Annotated in this window: 11 protein-coding genes; 6 read left to right on the top strand and 5 right to left on the bottom strand. The window is 53.3% G+C overall.

Annotated elements, in window-relative coordinates; genetic code table 11:
• Positions 1 to 32: 32 nt before the first annotated feature.
• On the bottom strand, positions 33 to 809 hold the full coding sequence (gene argB / locus SBG_RS18850) for an acetylglutamate kinase (RefSeq protein ID WP_085928848.1): 777 nt from the start codon (positions 807 to 809) through the stop codon (positions 33 to 35).
• Positions 810 to 816: 7 nt separating this feature from the next.
• Positions 817 to 1,821, bottom strand: coding sequence for an N-acetyl-gamma-glutamyl-phosphate reductase (argC, locus tag SBG_RS18845; RefSeq protein WP_000935326.1), 1,005 nt, complete (start codon positions 1,819 to 1,821; stop codon positions 817 to 819).
• Between the two features lie 88 nt (positions 1,822 to 1,909).
• Here argC and argE point away from each other — a divergent pair, with 88 nt between their 5' ends.
• The 6 genes from argE (at position 1,910) to gldA (ending at position 11,034) form a co-directional block, all read left to right on the top strand.
• Positions 1,910 to 3,061, top strand: coding sequence for an acetylornithine deacetylase (gene argE, locus SBG_RS18840; protein WP_000800212.1), 1,152 nt, complete (start codon positions 1,910 to 1,912; stop codon positions 3,059 to 3,061).
• Between the two features lie 382 nt (positions 3,062 to 3,443).
• Positions 3,444 to 6,095 carry a phosphoenolpyruvate carboxylase gene (gene ppc / locus SBG_RS18835; RefSeq protein WP_001005552.1) on the top strand — a complete coding sequence of 884 codons (2,652 nt, stop codon included), beginning with the start codon at positions 3,444 to 3,446 and terminating at the stop codon, positions 6,093 to 6,095.
• 211 nt (positions 6,096 to 6,306) lie between these two features.
• Positions 6,307 to 8,040: a phosphoethanolamine transferase CptA gene (locus SBG_RS18830; RefSeq protein ID WP_001192082.1), complete on the top strand. Its 1,734-nt coding sequence runs from the start codon at positions 6,307 to 6,309 to the stop codon at positions 8,038 to 8,040.
• Between the two features lie 123 nt (positions 8,041 to 8,163).
• Positions 8,164 to 9,015, top strand: coding sequence for a helix-turn-helix transcriptional regulator (locus SBG_RS18825; protein WP_000274602.1), 852 nt, complete (start codon positions 8,164 to 8,166; stop codon positions 9,013 to 9,015).
• 241 nt (positions 9,016 to 9,256) lie between these two features.
• Positions 9,257 to 9,919, top strand: a complete 663-nt coding sequence (gene fsa / locus SBG_RS18820) for a fructose-6-phosphate aldolase (protein WP_000424873.1) — start codon at positions 9,257 to 9,259, stop codon at positions 9,917 to 9,919.
• 11 nt (positions 9,920 to 9,930) lie between these two features.
• Positions 9,931 to 11,034 (top strand): bifunctional L-1,2-propanediol dehydrogenase/glycerol dehydrogenase, encoded by a 1,104-nt coding sequence (gene gldA, locus SBG_RS18815; protein WP_000374021.1) that lies wholly within the window; start codon positions 9,931 to 9,933, stop codon positions 11,032 to 11,034.
• 103 nt (positions 11,035 to 11,137) lie between these two features.
• Here the strand turns inward: gldA and katG are convergent, their stop codons facing one another.
• The 3 genes from katG to SBG_RS18800 all read right to left on the bottom strand — a co-directional run bounded on the left by katG (position 11,138) and on the right by SBG_RS18800 (position 16,124).
• Positions 11,138 to 13,318 carry a catalase/peroxidase HPI gene (gene katG / locus SBG_RS18810; RefSeq protein ID WP_000108118.1) on the bottom strand — a complete coding sequence of 727 codons (2,181 nt, stop codon included), beginning with the start codon at positions 13,316 to 13,318 and terminating at the stop codon, positions 11,138 to 11,140.
• Between the two features lie 164 nt (positions 13,319 to 13,482).
• A complete protein-coding gene (gene metF, locus SBG_RS18805; RefSeq protein WP_000007508.1) occupies positions 13,483 to 14,373 on the bottom strand; it encodes a methylenetetrahydrofolate reductase in 891 nt (296 codons plus the stop codon).
• Positions 14,374 to 14,567: 194 nt separating this feature from the next.
• A complete protein-coding gene (locus SBG_RS18800) occupies positions 14,568 to 16,124 on the bottom strand; it encodes a bifunctional metallophosphatase/5'-nucleotidase (protein WP_000768321.1) in 1,557 nt (518 codons plus the stop codon).
• Between the last annotated feature and the right edge of the window lie 34 nt (positions 16,125 to 16,158).

Raw genomic sequence — 16,158 nt, 5'->3', positions numbered from 1 at the left:
TAAGGCGCAGCCGCCATCGGGCGAACAAATAGTTAAGCCAGAATACGCGTGCCAATCGGCGTGCCGTTAAACAGTGCAGGCAGTTGCTCCGCATGACGCCAGGAAGCGATATCCACCGGGCGGCCCAACGCTCGCGCGGCGTCCAGAGCCGCATTCACTTTCACAACCATCCCATCGGTAATAATGCCCTGGTCGATCAGCTGTTCCGCTTTCGCGGCAGTCATTTCAGCGATACGCTGGCCTTTACCGTCCAGAATACCGCTCACATCAGAAAGCAGGATCAGATCGGCCCCCAGCGTCGCCGCCAGCGCCGTTGCCGCCTGATCGGCATTGACGTTCATCAACTGACCATCTTCGGTTACGCCAATTGAACTGACCACCGGCAAAAAGCCGTTTTCCAGCAGCGTATTAATCAGCTTTGACGACCCCGGCTGCGCCTGTCCGACATGGCCTAATTCCGCATCAAGCTGGGTCACTTTTACGCTATCACCATCGCCCAGAAACAGGCCAACAGCGGTAATATGGTGTTTCTTCGCCCACGCCAGCAGGGTTTTATTCGCTGTTCCCGCCAGCGCGCCGGTAATAATGCCAATCTGATCGGCAGGCGTCACGCGCAGACCGTTTTTCTTTTTCACCGGCAGATTCAGCCCTTTCATCAACTCATCCACGACACAACCGCCGCCGTGAACAATCACCAGCGGACGCTGATGGGATTCACGATAGTTGACCAGTGCGGTAAAAAGACGCGCCAGAGCCTCTTCGCTATCCAGTAATACGCCACCCAGCTTGATAATTAATGGATTCATCATTTCACCCTTAAATAAGAGACTGCGTTTCAGCAAAGTTGAAACGAATATTCGCGCACTGCACCGCCTGCGCCGCTGCACCTTTTAACAGGTTATCTTCGGTTGCCACCACAATCAGATGTTCGCCCTTGACGGCAAAACCAATGTCGCAGAACGGCAGCCCGACGACGTTCTTTAACGCCGGAACGCCTTTGTCATACAGGCGCACCAGAGGTTTATCGCCATAGGCTTTTTGCAACACGTCGGCTACCTGCGCATGTGTTACGCCCACGTTCAGACGACAAGTGATAGTTTCCAGAATCCCACGCGGAAAATTGCCCAGATGTGGGGTGAAAATCACTTCCGTGCCCAAATGAATCGCGATTTCCGGCTGATGACGATGAGTAAACACGCCATACGGTTGCAAGCTCACCTCACAGAAACTGTTCGACATTGCCGCCTTGCGCCCCGCGCCGCTCACTCCGCTGGTGGCATTAATTACTGGCCACTGCGTCAGATCCAAAAGCCCACCGTCAATCAGCGGTTTTAGCGATAACTGCGCCGCAGTTGGATAACAACCCGGAACCGCAATCAGATTCGCCGCTTTCAGTTTATCGGTATTCCACTCCGCCAGACCGTATACCGCCAGCTCCAGAAGTTCAGGATACTGATGAGTAAAGCCGTAATATTTTTCATAGAAGGCGCGATCATTCACCCGAAATGCGCCAGAAAGATCAAATACGACGCATCCGGCCTCTAAAAACTGTGGCGCTAAATCATGGCTCACTTCATGCGCTGTCGCCAGAAACACCACATCAACGCCAGCGCTAAATTCACGGATATCCGACATAGGCTGCAATGGCAGGTCGACAATTCCTTTTAACTGCGGATGTAAATCGGAAATCAACTTTCCTGCATCATTGCTTTGCGCTGAGACGGTCAAAGCGGTTATGGTCATATGAGGGTGGCGATTTACGTAGCTTACAAGCTCTGCGCCCGCATAACCGCTAGCGCCCACAATCAGCGTATTCAACATCGGGTTCCTTTATGCTCAACGTTAATGTATTTTTATTCACAATAAATGCATGAATATTGATACTATCATGACCTGAGGTGTGTCAACAATGAAAAACGTTTTACCGCCATTTATCGAGATTTACCGCGCTCTGATTGCCACACCGTCGATAAGCGCAACCGAAGAATCCCAGGATCAAAGCAATGCGTCTTTAATCACTTTACTGGCAGGTTGGTTCACCGATCTTGGTTTCAACGTAGAGGTCCAACCGGTTCCAGGAACACGAAACAAATTTAATATGCTGGCCAGCACCGGACATGGGGCGGGCGGTTTGCTGCTGGCCGGTCACACTGACACGGTTCCCTTTGATGACGGACGCTGGACGCGCGATCCCTTTACGCTAACTGAGCACGATAACAAGCTCTATGGTCTGGGCACCGCTGATATGAAAGGCTTCTTCGCCTTTATTCTGGATGCGCTACGTGACGTTGACGTCACACAGTTGAAAAAGCCGCTCTACATTCTGGCGACTGCCGATGAAGAGACCAGCATGGCCGGGGCGCGTTATTTTTCCGAAACCACCGCATTACGTCCGGACTGCGCAATCATTGGTGAACCGACGTCACTGCAACCGGTACGCGCGCACAAAGGACATATCTCCAATGTCGTTCGCGTACTGGGACAATCTGGCCACTCCAGCGATCCAGCGCGTGGGGTTAACGCCATCGAGCTGATGCACGATGCGGTTGGCCGTATCATGCAACTGCGTGACTCGCTGAAAGAACGGTATCACTACGAGGCGTTTACCGTTCCGTATCCAACGCTGAATCTGGGCCATATTCACGGCGGCGATGCCTCAAACCGGATTTGCGCCTGCTGCGAACTGCATATGGATATTCGTCCACTGCCGGGCATGACGTTAAATGACCTTAATGGATTGCTTAACGAGGCGCTGGCCCCTGTAAGCGAACGTTGGCCGGGCCGTCTCACGGTCGCGGAGCTGCATCCGCCCATTCCGGGCTACGAATGCCCGCCGGACCATCAACTGGTTGAAGTCGTGGAAAAACTGTTGGGTACGAAAACCGACGTAGTGAATTACTGTACTGAAGCGCCATTTATTCAGACGTTATGCCCAACGCTGGTGCTCGGACCCGGCTCAATTAACCAGGCCCATCAACCAGATGAATATCTCGAAACACGTTTTATTAAGCCAACCCGGGAGTTAATCACCCAGGTTGTACATCATTTTTGTTGGCATTAATGCATATTGCCCGGTGACGGGATGTTTACCGGACCTACCCCGTCTTGTAGGCAGGATAAGCGCAGCGCCATCCGGCATCTCTACGCCACATGTTCATAAGCATTTCTTATTTGGCACGATGCGAATTAACTTTACTAAATTGCCGCGATTTATTGGTTTGCTGAAGCGATTTCGCAGCAATTGACGTTACGAGTTTTACGTGGCTTTATAAAAGACGGCGAAAAATTAAGTCCGAGAGATTTCGTGTCACAGCAAGACGGCAAGCGAGCCTATCCCAGGGAGCTTACATAGGTAAGTGACCTGGGTGGGCGAGCGCAGCCAACGCCGCTGTGGTGCGAAAGATACAGGACGCATAAATTAAAGATGGGGTGTCTGGGTTAATATGAACGAACAATATTCCGCGTTGCGTAGTAATGTCAGTATGCTCGGCAAGGTGCTGGGAGAAACCATCAAAGATGCGCTGGGAGAGCACATTCTTGATCGCGTAGAAACAATCCGTAAGCTGTCCAAGTCTTCACGCGCTGGCAATGAAGCCAATCGCCAGGAACTGCTCACCACGCTGCAAAATTTGTCAAACGACGAGTTACTGCCGGTTGCGCGCGCGTTTAGTCAGTTCCTGAACCTGGCTAACACCGCCGAGCAATACCACAGCATTTCGCCAAAAGGTGAAGCCGCCAGCAACCCGGAAGTAATTGCCCGCACCCTGCGTAAACTGAAAAACCAACCGGACCTCAACGACGCAACCATCAAAAAAGCGGTAGAGTCGCTGTCTCTGGAGCTGGTGCTGACCGCACACCCGACGGAAATTACTCGCCGTACGCTTATTCACAAGATGGGTGAAATCAACAACTGTCTGAAACAGCTTGATAATACTGATATCGCCGACTATGAGCGCCACCAGGTGATGCGCCGCCTGCGCCAGTTGATTGCCCAATCCTGGCATACAGATGAAATCCGCAAGCAGCGTCCAAGTCCGGTAGATGAAGCCAAATGGGGCTTCGCTGTGGTAGAAAACAGCCTGTGGCAGGGCGTACCGAACTATCTGCGTGAACTGAACGAACAGCTGGAAGAGAATCTCGGCTACAAACTGCCAGTAGATTTTGTGCCAGTACGTTTTACCTCCTGGATGGGCGGCGACCGTGACGGCAACCCAAACGTGACGGCGGATATCACCCGCCACGTACTCTTATTAAGCCGCTGGAAGGCCACCGATCTGTTCCTGAAAGATATTCAGGTTCTGGTATCAGAACTGTCGATGGTCGATGCCACGCCAGAACTGCTGGCGCGGGTAGGCGAAGAAGGCGCATCTGAACCGTATCGCTATCTGATGAAAAATTTGCGCGCCCGCCTGATGGCGACCCAGTCCTGGCTGGAGGCACGTCTGAAAGGCGAGAAACTGCCTAAACCGGCTGGTTTGTTGACGCAAAATGAGCAGCTCTGGGAACCGCTGTACGCCTGCTACCAGTCGCTACAGGCCTGTGGTATGGGCATTATCGCCAACGGCGAGTTGCTCGACACATTACGCCGCGTGAAGTGTTTCGGCGTACCGCTGGTGCGTATTGATATCCGCCAGGAGAGCACCCGCCACACCGAAGCGCTGGGCGAAATCACCCGCTACCTTGGTATTGGTGACTACGAAAGCTGGTCGGAAGCCGACAAGCAGGCTTTCCTGATCCGCGAGCTGAATTCCAAACGGCCATTGTTGCCGCGCAACTGGGAGCCGAGCAACGATACCCGCGAAGTGCTGGAAACCTGTAAAGTGATTGCCGAAGCGCCGAAAGGCTCGATCGCCGCCTACGTGATCTCAATGGCGAAAACGCCCTCCGACGTGCTGGCAGTGCATTTGCTATTAAAAGAAGCGGGCATCGGGTTTGCGATGCCAGTCGCGCCGTTGTTTGAAACGCTGGATGACCTGAACAACGCCGACGACGTGATGACCCAGTTGCTGAATATCGACTGGTATCGCGGACTGATTCAGGGAAAACAGATGGTGATGATCGGCTACTCCGACTCGGCAAAAGATGCCGGGGTAATGGCCGCGTCATGGGCGCAGTATCAGGCGCAGGACGCACTGATCAAAACCTGCGAAAAAGCCGGTATTGAGCTCACCCTCTTCCACGGTCGCGGCGGTTCTATTGGCCGTGGCGGCGCGCCAGCCCACGCGGCGTTGCTCTCCCAACCGCCGGGTAGCCTGAAAGGCGGTTTACGCGTGACCGAGCAGGGCGAGATGATCCGCTTCAAATATGGTCTGCCTGAAGTCACCGTCAGCAGCCTGTCGCTCTACACCAGCGCGATCCTGGAAGCAAACCTGCTGCCACCGCCGGAGCCAAAAGACGGCTGGCGTCATATTATGGATGAGCTTTCCGTCATCTCCTGCCAAACCTACCGCGGCTACGTGCGTGAAAATAAAGACTTTGTGCCCTACTTTCGCTCGGCAACGCCGGAGCAGGAACTGGGTAAATTGCCGCTCGGCTCACGTCCGGCGAAACGTCGTCCAACCGGCGGCGTCGAATCGCTACGCGCCATTCCGTGGATCTTCGCCTGGACGCAGAACCGTCTGATGCTACCGGCCTGGCTGGGCGCGGGCACCGCCCTGCAAAAAGTGGTAGAAGATGGCAAGCAAAGCGAACTGGAAGCGATGTGTCGCGACTGGCCATTCTTCTCTACGCGTCTTGGGATGCTGGAAATGGTGTTTTCAAAAGCCGACCTGTGGCTGGCCGAGTATTACGATCAGCGTCTGGTAGCAAAAGAACTCTGGCCGCTGGGTAAAGAACTACGCGACCTGCTGGAAGAAGACATCAAAGTGGTGCTGGCAATTGCCAACGACTCGCACCTGATGGCCGACTTACCGTGGATTGCAGAGTCTATTCAGTTAAGAAACGTTTATACCGATCCATTAAACGTATTGCAGGCGGAGCTGCTGCATCGTTCCCGCCTGACGGAAGCGCAAGGAAAATCACCCGATCCTCGCGTCGAACAGGCGCTGATGGTCACGATTGCGGGCGTCGCGGCTGGTATGCGCAACACGGGTTAAGACGAAAAAAAAGCCGCTCTCCTGCGATTAAGCGGAGGGCGGCATGAAATACTGCTGTCATCATCGTCGTTTTTTCAATATATTCCTGTCTGCATTTTATGCATTTGTAAAACTTTCTTAGCAAAACGTGCGGCATAAACCATGTTTGCTTCAGATTTTTTTAAGGTTCAGGCGCTACGTTTGGCGCTACGATTAAAGACAGGCTCTCATTATGCAATCCACATTACTCCAGTCTAAGCCTGCGTTTAGCTGGAAAGCCCTCGGCTGGGCACTCCTCTACTTTTGGTTCTTTTCTACCCTCCTACAGGCCATTATTTATCTCACCGGATACAGCGGGACAAACGGTCTGCGAGATTCGCTGTTGTACAGTTCGCTGTGGCTGATTCCCGTCTTTCTGTTTCCAAACCGCATCCGGATCATCGCTGCTGTCATTGGCGTCGTGCTTTGGGCGGCCTCGCTGGCGGCGCTGAGCTATTACGTGATCTACGGGCAGGAATTCTCACAAAGCGTGCTGTTTGTGATGTTTGAAACCAACGCCAATGAAGCCAGCGAGTATTTGAGTCAATATTTCAGTCTGAAAATTGTCCTTGTTGCTCTGGCTTATACGGCAGCAGCGATTTTGCTGTGGACACGTCTGCGTCCGGTCTATATTCCGTCGCCCTGGCGTTATCTGGTGTCGTTTGCCCTACTGTACGGCCTGATACTGCATCCCATCGCGATGAATACTTTTATCAAGCATAAATCGATGGAGAAAACGCTGGATAGCCTGGCGTCACGAATGGAGCCTGCCGCGCCGTGGCAATTTATTACCGGCTACTATCAGTACCGTTTACAGCTCGCTTCGCTGAATAAACTACTCAATGCAAATGATGCCCTACCGCCACTGGCTAATTTCAAAGACAGTTCCGGCGACGCGCCGCGCACGCTGGTACTGGTGATTGGCGAATCGACTCAGCGTGGACGCATGAGTCTGTACGGTTATCCACGCGAAACCACGCCGGAACTGGACGCATTGCACAAAACCGATCCTAATCTGACGGTGTTTAATAATGTCGTGACCTCGCGTCCTTACACTATTGAGATCCTGCAACAGGCGCTGACGTTTGCCGATGAAAAGAACCCGGACTGGTACCTGACGAAGCCATCGCTGATGAACATGATGAAACAGGCCGGGTATAAAACCTTCTGGATCACCAATCAGCAGACGATGACGGCGCGGAATACCATGCTGACCGTGTTCTCAAAGCAGACTGATAAGCAGTTCTATATGAACCAGCAGCGTACCCAAAGCGCTCGTGAATATGACAGTAACGTGCTGGCGCCGTTTAAAGCCGTTTTAGCCGATCCGGCGCCGAAAAAATTTATCATCGTGCATCTACTGGGAACGCACATTAAATACAAGTTCCGCTATCCAGAAAACCAGGGCAAGTTTGATGGTAAAACCGACCACGTTCCGGTGGGATTAAGCAGTAACGAACTGGAATCGTATAACGATTACGACAACGCGAATCTGTATAATGATTACGTTGTCGCCAGCCTGATTAAGGATTACAAAGCCACCGATCCGAACGGTTTCCTGCTCTACTTCTCCGATCATGGTGAAGAGGTATACGACACGCCGCCGCATAAGACGCAGGGACGAAACGAAGATTCGCCAACCCGCCATATGTATACGGTGCCGTTCTTATTGTGGACGTCAGAGAAATGGCAGGCGGCGCATCCACGAAACTTCTCGCAGGATGTCGATCGTAAGTACAGCAGCTCCGAGCTTATCCACACCTGGTCTGACTTAGCGGGTCTGACCTATGATGGCTACGATCCGACGCGTTCCATCACCAGCCCGCAGTTCAAAGAGACCACGCGCTGGATTGGCAATCCGTATAAGAAAAACGCGCTGATTGATTACGATACGTTGCCGTATGGCGATCAGGTCGGCAATCAATAACCAGCGTTGTTCTCTCCCACAGGCCGGATAAGGCGTAAAACGCCGCCATCCGGCAATAATCTCTTGAGAGCATCGGTTTTCAACGTTACTGTTTCCTCTGTTTGCGATCGACAAGGGATTATCATGTATCACGACGTCAGCCACCTCCTCTCCCGCCTTATCAACGGCCCGCTGCCGCTGCGCCAGATTTATTTTGCCAGCGCCAGCGGCCCAGCCCCGGAACTGGCGTACCAGGTGGATTTTCCGCGGCTGGAGATTGTGCTGGAGGGCGAGCTTACTGACATGAGCATTACCGCCCCGCTCATTCCTTGCGATGTCCTCTACGTTCCGGCTGGCGGCTGGAACATCCCGCGATGGCAAACGCCCGTCACCACCCTGAGCATTCTGTTTGGTAAACAGCAGTTAGGTTTCAGCGTGGTCCACTGGGACGGTCAGCAGCATCAAAACCTCACAAAACAGCACGTTGCGCGCCGCGGCCCGCGTATCGGCTCTTTCCTGTTACAAACGCTTAATGAAATGCAGATGCAGCCGCAAGAGCAGCAAACGGCCAGATTGATTGTCGCCAGCCTGCTAAGCCATTGCCGCGATCTGCTCGGCAGCCAAATTCAGACAGCATCGCGTAGTCAGGCGCTTTTCGACGCGATCCGGGAGTATATTGATGAACGCTACGCCGCGCCGTTGACGCGCGAGTCGGTGGCGCAGGCGTTCTACATCTCGCCAAACTACCTCTCGCACCTGTTCCAGAAAACGGGGGCCATCGGCTTTAACGAATATCTGAATCACACGCGGCTGGAACATGCCAAAGCGCTACTCAAGGGTTACGATCTGAAAGTCAAAGAGGTGGCGCACCGCTGCGGCTTTGTCGACAGTAACTATTTCTGCCGCCTGTTTCGCAAAAACACGGAACGCTCGCCGTCGGAATACCGTCGCCAGTATCACAGCCAGCTAACGAAGAAAAAATCCACACCGGAGTAAAGCAAACACGGTAGATAAAACACCTTTTTACTGGATTATTGTAATATCAATGTCAGAAACCCGCCCCTTTACCTGGCGTACATTGCTGCGTCATATGCCAGACACCGCACAACACGTGAAGTTCATCACACTTTTCTGAGTGCATCACATTTATCCAGTTTTTGGCAGATTTGTCACATAGCGCATCCCGGCGGCGCTCCTTTATTCTGTTGACAACAACCAGCTCACTAAAGGAAAGACGATGGAACTCTATCTGGATACCGCCAATGTGGCGGAAGTCGAACGTCTGGCACGTATTTTCCCGATTGCCGGCGTCACCACTAACCCAAGCATTGTGGCTGCCAGCAAAGAATCCGTCTGGGATGTGCTGCCCAGGCTGCAAAACGCCATCGGCGAAGAAGGCACTTTATTCGCGCAAACCATGAGCCGCGACGCGAAAGGGATGGTGGAAGAAGCCAAACGACTGAATAACGCCATCCCCGGCATTGTGGTTAAAATTCCGGTGACCGCCGAAGGTCTCGCGGCGATTAAGTTGCTGAAAAAAGAAGGCATCGTGACGCTGGGCACCGCCGTTTACAGCGCCTCACAGGGCCTGCTGGCGGCGCTGGCGGGCGCAAAATATGTCGCTCCCTACGTCAACCGCGTTGATGCGCAAGGCGGCGACGGCATTCGTATGGTTCAGGAGCTGCAAACGCTACTGGAACGTCACGTGCCTGACAGCATGGTACTGGCGGCCAGCTTTAAAACGCCGCGGCAGGCGCTGGATTGCTTACTGGCAGGTTGCCAGGCGATTACCCTTCCTTTAGATGTAGCGCAACAAATGCTCAATACGCCTGCGGTAGAGTCAGCAATAGCGAAGTTTGAGCAAGACTGGGAAAACGCATTTGGTCATCTGAACCTGTAGGGGAGAAATGTATGGATCGCATTATTCAGTCACCAGGTAAGTATATTCAGGGTGCAAACGTCATCGCGCGTCTTGGCGATTATTTAAAACCGATGGCGAAAAGCTGGCTGGTTGTGGGCGATAAATTCGTGCTGGGATTTGCCGAAGAAACGCTACGCAAAAGCCTGACGGATGCCGGTTTGTCAGTGGAAATCGCGCCGTTTGGCGGCGAATGTTCGCAAAATGAGATCGACAGGCTGCGCGCCGTCGCCGAGAAAATCCAGTGTGGCGCCGTACTGGGTATCGGCGGCGGTAAAACGCTGGATACCGCCAAAGCGCTGGCGCACTTTATGAACGTCCCGGTCGCTATCGCGCCGACCATCGCCTCTACCGACGCGCCGTGCAGCGCACTCTCGGTGATTTATACCGATACCGGTGAGTTTGATCGTTATCTGATGCTGCCGTATAACCCGAATATGGTCATTGTCGATACCAAAATTGTCGCGGGCGCACCGGCACGTCTGCTGGCAGCCGGTATCGGCGATGCGCTGGCAACCTGGTTTGAAGCGCGAGCCTGCTCACGTAGCGGCGCAACCACAATGGCGGGCGGCAAGTGTACACAAGCCGCACTGGCGCTGGCGGAGCTATGCTATAACACGCTTATTGAAGAGGGCGAAAAAGCCATGTTGGCTGCCGAACAGCATGTCGTCACGCCGGCTCTGGAACGTGTCATCGAAGCTAATACTTATCTTAGCGGGGTTGGTTTTGAAAGCGGCGGTCTGGCCGCAGCGCACGCCATTCATAACGGTTTAACGGCGATTCCGGATGCGCACCACTATTATCACGGTGAGAAGGTCGCTTTCGGTACGCTGACGCAACTGGTGCTGGAAAACGCGCCGGTCGAAGAGATCGAAACCGTTGCTGCGCTGTGCCATTCCGTTGGCCTGCCGATTACGCTGGCGCAACTGGATATTAAACAGGATATCCCGGCAAAAATGCGCACCGTCGCAGAAGCCTCCTGCGCAGAAGGTGAAACGATTCATAACATGCCAGGCGGCGCCACGCCGGATGAAGTGTACGCCGCGCTGCTGGTCGCCGACCAGTACGGTCAACGCTTCTTGCAGGAATGGGAATAAGATCGGTTTGCAATGAAAAATCCCCGCAATTGCGGGGATTTTTTTGCCCAAAGGGCATCTGGAGCGGTAAGCCGGATACACGTTGACGTCATCCGGCATAAGATTACAACAGATCGAAACGGTCCAGGTTCATCACTTTCACCCATGCCGCAACGAAGTCCTTCACAAACTTCTCATGCGCATCGCTACACGCATACACTTCCGCCAGCGCGCGTAGTACGGAGTTGGAACCAAACACCAGATCAGCGCGGGTCGCCGTGTATTTCACCTCACCGGTCAGTCGATCGCGGCCTTCGAACAGCTCATTAGATTCGTCGGTCGGTTTCCACTCGTAACGCATATCCAGCAGATTAGCGAAGAAGTCAGTACTGAGCACGCCCGGTCTGTCGGTAAAGACACCGTTCTGGCTGCCGTCAAAGTTGGTTCCCAGCACACGCATCCCGCCAACCAGTACCGTCATTTCCGGCGCAGTCAACGTTAACTGCTGCGCTTTATCAATCAGCAGCGACTCGGTCGTCGACACATCCAGACGCGCACGATAGTTACGGAATCCATCGGCAATCGGTTCAAGCAGCGAGAACATCTCGATGTCGGTCTGGTCCTGACGCGCATCCACCCGGCCCGGCGCAAAAGGTACGCTGATGCTGACACCCGCAGCAGCGGCCGCCTGCTCGATACCGACCACGCCCGCCAGCACTATAATATCGGCCAGCGAGGCTTTATTCGTCGTTTTCTGGAGCTCTTCTAATACCGGCAGAACGCGAGCCGCAACGGCGTTGACATCCCAGTCGCGCTGAGGCGCTAATGCCAGACGCGCGCCGTTAGCGCCGCCACGCTTATCGCCGCCGCGGAAAGTAGACGCGGATGCCCAGGCAACCGAAACCATCTCGCTAATAGAAAGCCCGGATGCAGCGATCGCCGCTTTCAGGTTAATAATGTCTTCCTGCGTTGGCTGGTAGAGCGGTTGCGGCAACGGGTCCTGCCAGATCAGATCTTCTTTCGGCACTTCCGGTCCAATATAACGCGCTTTCGGCCCCATATCTCTGTGCGTCAGTTTAAACCAGGCGCGGGCAAAGGCTTCATTAAAGGCCTGCGGATCATTAAGGAAACGGCGGGAAATTTTCTCGAACTCCGGATCAAAACGCAGCGTCAGGTCAGTGACCAGCATAGTGGGCTTACGTTTTTTCGACGGATCGAACGGATCCGGAATACTTTCTGGCGCGTCTACCGCTTCAAACTGAATAGCACCAGCGGGGCTACGGGTCTGCACCCACTCATATTTGAACAGGTTCTCGAAGAAATAGTTGCTCCACTGGGTCGGCGTCTGCGTCCAGACCACTTCCAGCCCGGAGGTAATGGCATCCGCGCCAACGCCGCTACCGTAGCTGCTGGCCCAGCCTAAACCCTGCGCTTCAATCGGCGCGGCCTCCGGATCGGCACCTACGTGGGACGCCGCTGCCGCACCGTGGGTTTTACCGAGGGTATGCCCGCCAGCGATCAACGCCACGGTTTCTTCGTCGTTCATTCCCATATTGCCAAAGGTAGCGCGAATCGCGGCGGCGGCAGAAAGTGGTTCGCCGCTGTGATCCGGCCCCTCCGGGTTAACGTAGATGAGCCCCATCTCGGTCGCGCCCAATGGCGCTTTCGCCAGCGCCTCAGGATGGCGGTGAGTCAGCCAGGCTTTTTCATCACCCCAGTTTACATCCAGATCCGGTTCCCAGACATCTTCACGCCCGGCGCCAAAACCGAAAGTACGGAAGCCGGAGTTTTCCAGCGCCACGTTCCCTGCCAGAATAAACAGGTCAGCCCAGGAGATTTTCTGGCCATATTTCTGCTTAATCGGCCACAGCAAACGACGCGCCTTATCCAGGCTGACGTTATCCGGCCAGGAGTTGAGCGGCGCAAAACGCTGTTGGCCACGGCCCGCGCCGCCACGACCATCAATAGAGCGGTAAGTTCCAGCCCCGTGCCAGGCCATACGAATAAACAGACCGACATAGCTGCCCCAGTCGGCAGGCCACCACTGTTGTGAATCAGTCAGCAGCGCCTTGAGGTCCCCTTTCAGGGCGGAATAGTCTAACTTGCTAAACTCTTTGCGGTAGTCAAAGTCTTCACCCAACGGGTTAGAACGGTTGGAATGCTGGTTCAAAAGATCCACGCGAAGTTGATTCGGCCACCAGTCGCGGCTGGCTGTCCCTGCACCAGCGCTTCGGTCATGCCCCCCCTGATGGAAAGGACATTTTCCAGTGGATAACGTGTTATGGGTATCGTCGGTCGTGCTCATATCTCAGCTCCCTTTTAAATGTTACCGTTACGATATACACCAGGAGCAAATAGATATAGTTGAATTAATCCACAGATTCGATAGCCAATACCTTTTATATTTTTAGTTACAGAGATGTAGATCAATATGAGTTGTAATAAAGCGCCCCGGCAGAGGGCAGAAGGTTATAAACCAGGTCTTACGCCCAGCGTATGGCAAATGGCATAACTCATTTCCGCACGATTCAACGTATAGAAGTGGAAATCCTTCACACCTTCACGGCTTAAAATTTTCACCATGTCCATTGCAATATTCGCCCCGACCAGCTTGCGGGTTTCTGCGTCATTATCCAGCCCCTCAAACATCAGCGACATCCAGGACGGAATGCGCACGTTGGTCATATCGGCAAATTTTTTCGCCTGCTTAAAATTAGATACCGGCAGGATGCCGGGAATAATTTCTACGTCGATACCGGCAGAAACACAGCGGTCGCGAAAACGCAGGTAGCTTTCCACATCGAAGAAAAATTGGGTTATCGCGCGGTTAGCGCCAGCATCCACTTTACGCTTCAGATTAAGCAGATCGGCCTGCGCGCTTTTCGCTTCCGGATGTACCTCCGGATAGGCCGCTACTGAAATATCGAAATCGGCCACCTCTTTGAGCAAACCAACCAGATCGGCAGCGTACATCTCCGGCTTACCGCTGCCCGGCGGCAAATCGCCGCGCAAAGCGACAATGTGGCGGATACCGTTATTCCAGTAGTCGCGGGCGATGGTACGCAGTTCATCGCGCGTGGCGTCAATACAGGTAAGGTGCGGCGCGGCCTCAAGCCCGGTACGCTCTTTAATGCCTTTAATAACACTATGAGTGCGGTCGCGCTCCCCAGAGTTAGCGCCATACGTGACTGAAACAAACTTCGGTTTCAGACTACTCAGGCGATCAATAGAGTTCCACAGGGTTTGCTCCATCTCGCTGGTGCGCGGCGGGAAAAATTCAAACGAAACGTTAATCTGACCCTGTACTTCCGCCAGGCTCTGATTCAGGGCTTCCCGCTGGTTGGCGTGAAAAAAGCTCATACCTTACCTCATCAATCGCATGTTATTATTTGTTGTGCTGCAAACATCTATCCGTTTAGACGTCCAGATGTAAAAATGACCGAAAAAAGAAAGGACGTCAACAGAAAAATCACGCCAAAGAATGAGGAATATTCAGCAAAGATGAATTTTCTTCATGTCACGCCGCGACACTGAACGCGCCGCGGCAGGGGAAATTACTTCTTCACATCCGCAACGCGCATCCCTTTGAGCTGCTCATCCGTGATGGTGTTGCCCGCCTTAAAGTAATCAACTATCGCATTCGACACATAGTAGCCGCCGGAGGTATTCCGCGCTTTACCTTCGGTAAATGCGGCAAAACCGTCGCCGCCATCCGCGAGGAAGCTGTTGGTCGCAATGTGATAAACCGCCGCATCATCAATTGGTTTGCCGTTAAGCGTAAATGCAACTACCCGCTGCCCAACCGGTTTACTGGTGTCATATTTCATCTCCAGCCCTTTTGACATCTGTAAAACGCCGTTGCTTAATCCAGCGCCATGTTCCATCAGGCTACGCAATTGTTTTCCCGTCAGATCCATCGTGACAAGTTCATTAGGGAACGGAAAGGTGCTGATCACCGCCCCCATCGTTACCGCACCTGCGGGAATTTCATTGCGGATCCCGCCTGAGTTGGTCAGCGCTAACTGGGTATCTTTCCCCGCCGCCGCCAGCAGCGCGTCCGCAGCCAGATTACCCAGCGAGGATGATTCGCCATAAGCGCGGGTTAACTCGACCGGCGACTGCGCGACCGTCTGCTGCACAACTTCATCAAGCTTTTTATTCCAGCCGTCAATGACCTGTTTCGTTTGCGGATCGGGCTTCCACTCATCAGCAAAAATGGTCTTCAGCTCGAAGTTCTTCACGGTAAACTGATGCGGCTTTTCCTGGTAGTCCAGCACCAGTTTGCCGACATCAATGCCGCCGCTGTCCGTTGAGAGGATCAGCGTATTGCCGACTTTAATCGGTTCCGGCGTACCAACATGCGCATGACCGGTGATCAGAATATCCAGCCCCTTCACCTGGCCCGCCGTCTGAATATCTTTATCCAGCGCGCGTCGTACATCAGTGCTGCCTTCGCTGGACTGGCGCGCAGGCGTCCCTTCGTGAATCAAAGCGACGGTCAAATCCACTTTGCCTTTTAACTCATCAATATAACGCTGTAACCACTGGATCTCATCACGGGCTTCAATACCCACACGCGTCGCAGCGGAGACCGTATCATCAAAGGCAAACACGCCATGCAGACCAATAACGCCGATTTTTACGCCATCTTTTTCAATAATGGTGTACGGCTTGTCCCAGAATGATTTACTGCTGTTTTGATAAAAGATATTGCCCTGAACAATTGGGAACTTCGCCTGGCTAAGCTGTAATAGTGTGTTGTCCCAACCGTGGTCAAATTCATGGTTCCCCATCGTAACAGCATCAAACTGCATGGTGTTCATAATGTCGATGATCGCTTTGCCTTTCGTCAGGCTGCTGATATATGGCCCGGTAAAATAGTCACCGGCATCAAAAAACCATGTAGCCTTATTTTTGGCTTTTTCCTGTTTTACCAGAGTGGTGATATTCGCCCAGCCGCCGATGTCACGTTTGCCATCCGCAATCCATGGCACTTTGTAAGGCTCGACATGAGCATGAAGATCGTTGGTGTAAATAATGGTGACATCTTTCGCGCAGGCCCAGAACGGCAGTGATACCAGAATCCCGGCGGCAATTATTTTTAGCTTCATATTCAATCCCTTTCAGTTACGTAAAGAATCGCTA

It is taken from the genome of Salmonella bongori NCTC 12419 (assembly GCF_000252995.1).
GTDB classification, from domain to species: Bacteria; Pseudomonadota; Gammaproteobacteria; order Enterobacterales; family Enterobacteriaceae; genus Salmonella; species Salmonella bongori.
The sequence above is the reverse complement of the archived record's forward strand: the minus strand, read 5'-3'. Positions and strand labels throughout refer to the sequence as shown.

What these genes read in the sequence shown, in the direction of transcription:
- ppc (WP_001005552.1), top strand. Translation starts at nt 3,444, where the DNA reads ATGAACGAACAATATTCCGCGTTGCGTAGTAATGTCAGTATGCTCGGC.
- argE (WP_000800212.1), top strand. Translation starts at nt 1,910, where the DNA reads ATGAAAAACGTTTTACCGCCATTTATCGAGATTTACCGCGCTCTGATT.
- gldA (WP_000374021.1), top strand. Translation starts at nt 9,931, where the DNA reads ATGGATCGCATTATTCAGTCACCAGGTAAGTATATTCAGGGTGCAAAC.
- SBG_RS18825 (WP_000274602.1), top strand. Translation starts at nt 8,164, where the DNA reads ATGTATCACGACGTCAGCCACCTCCTCTCCCGCCTTATCAACGGCCCG.
- SBG_RS18800 (WP_000768321.1), bottom strand. Translation starts at nt 16,124, where the DNA reads ATGAAGCTAAAAATAATTGCCGCCGGGATTCTGGTATCACTGCCGTTC.
- argC (WP_000935326.1), bottom strand. Translation starts at nt 1,821, where the DNA reads ATGTTGAATACGCTGATTGTGGGCGCTAGCGGTTATGCGGGCGCAGAG.
- SBG_RS18830 (WP_001192082.1), top strand. Translation starts at nt 6,307, where the DNA reads ATGCAATCCACATTACTCCAGTCTAAGCCTGCGTTTAGCTGGAAAGCC.
- fsa (WP_000424873.1), top strand. Translation starts at nt 9,257, where the DNA reads ATGGAACTCTATCTGGATACCGCCAATGTGGCGGAAGTCGAACGTCTG.
- argB (WP_085928848.1), bottom strand. Translation starts at nt 809, where the DNA reads ATGATGAATCCATTAATTATCAAGCTGGGTGGCGTATTACTGGATAGC.
- metF (WP_000007508.1), bottom strand. Translation starts at nt 14,373, where the DNA reads ATGAGCTTTTTTCACGCCAACCAGCGGGAAGCCCTGAATCAGAGCCTG.
- katG (WP_000108118.1), bottom strand. Translation starts at nt 13,318, where the DNA reads ATGAGCACGACCGACGATACCCATAACACGTTATCCACTGGAAAATGT.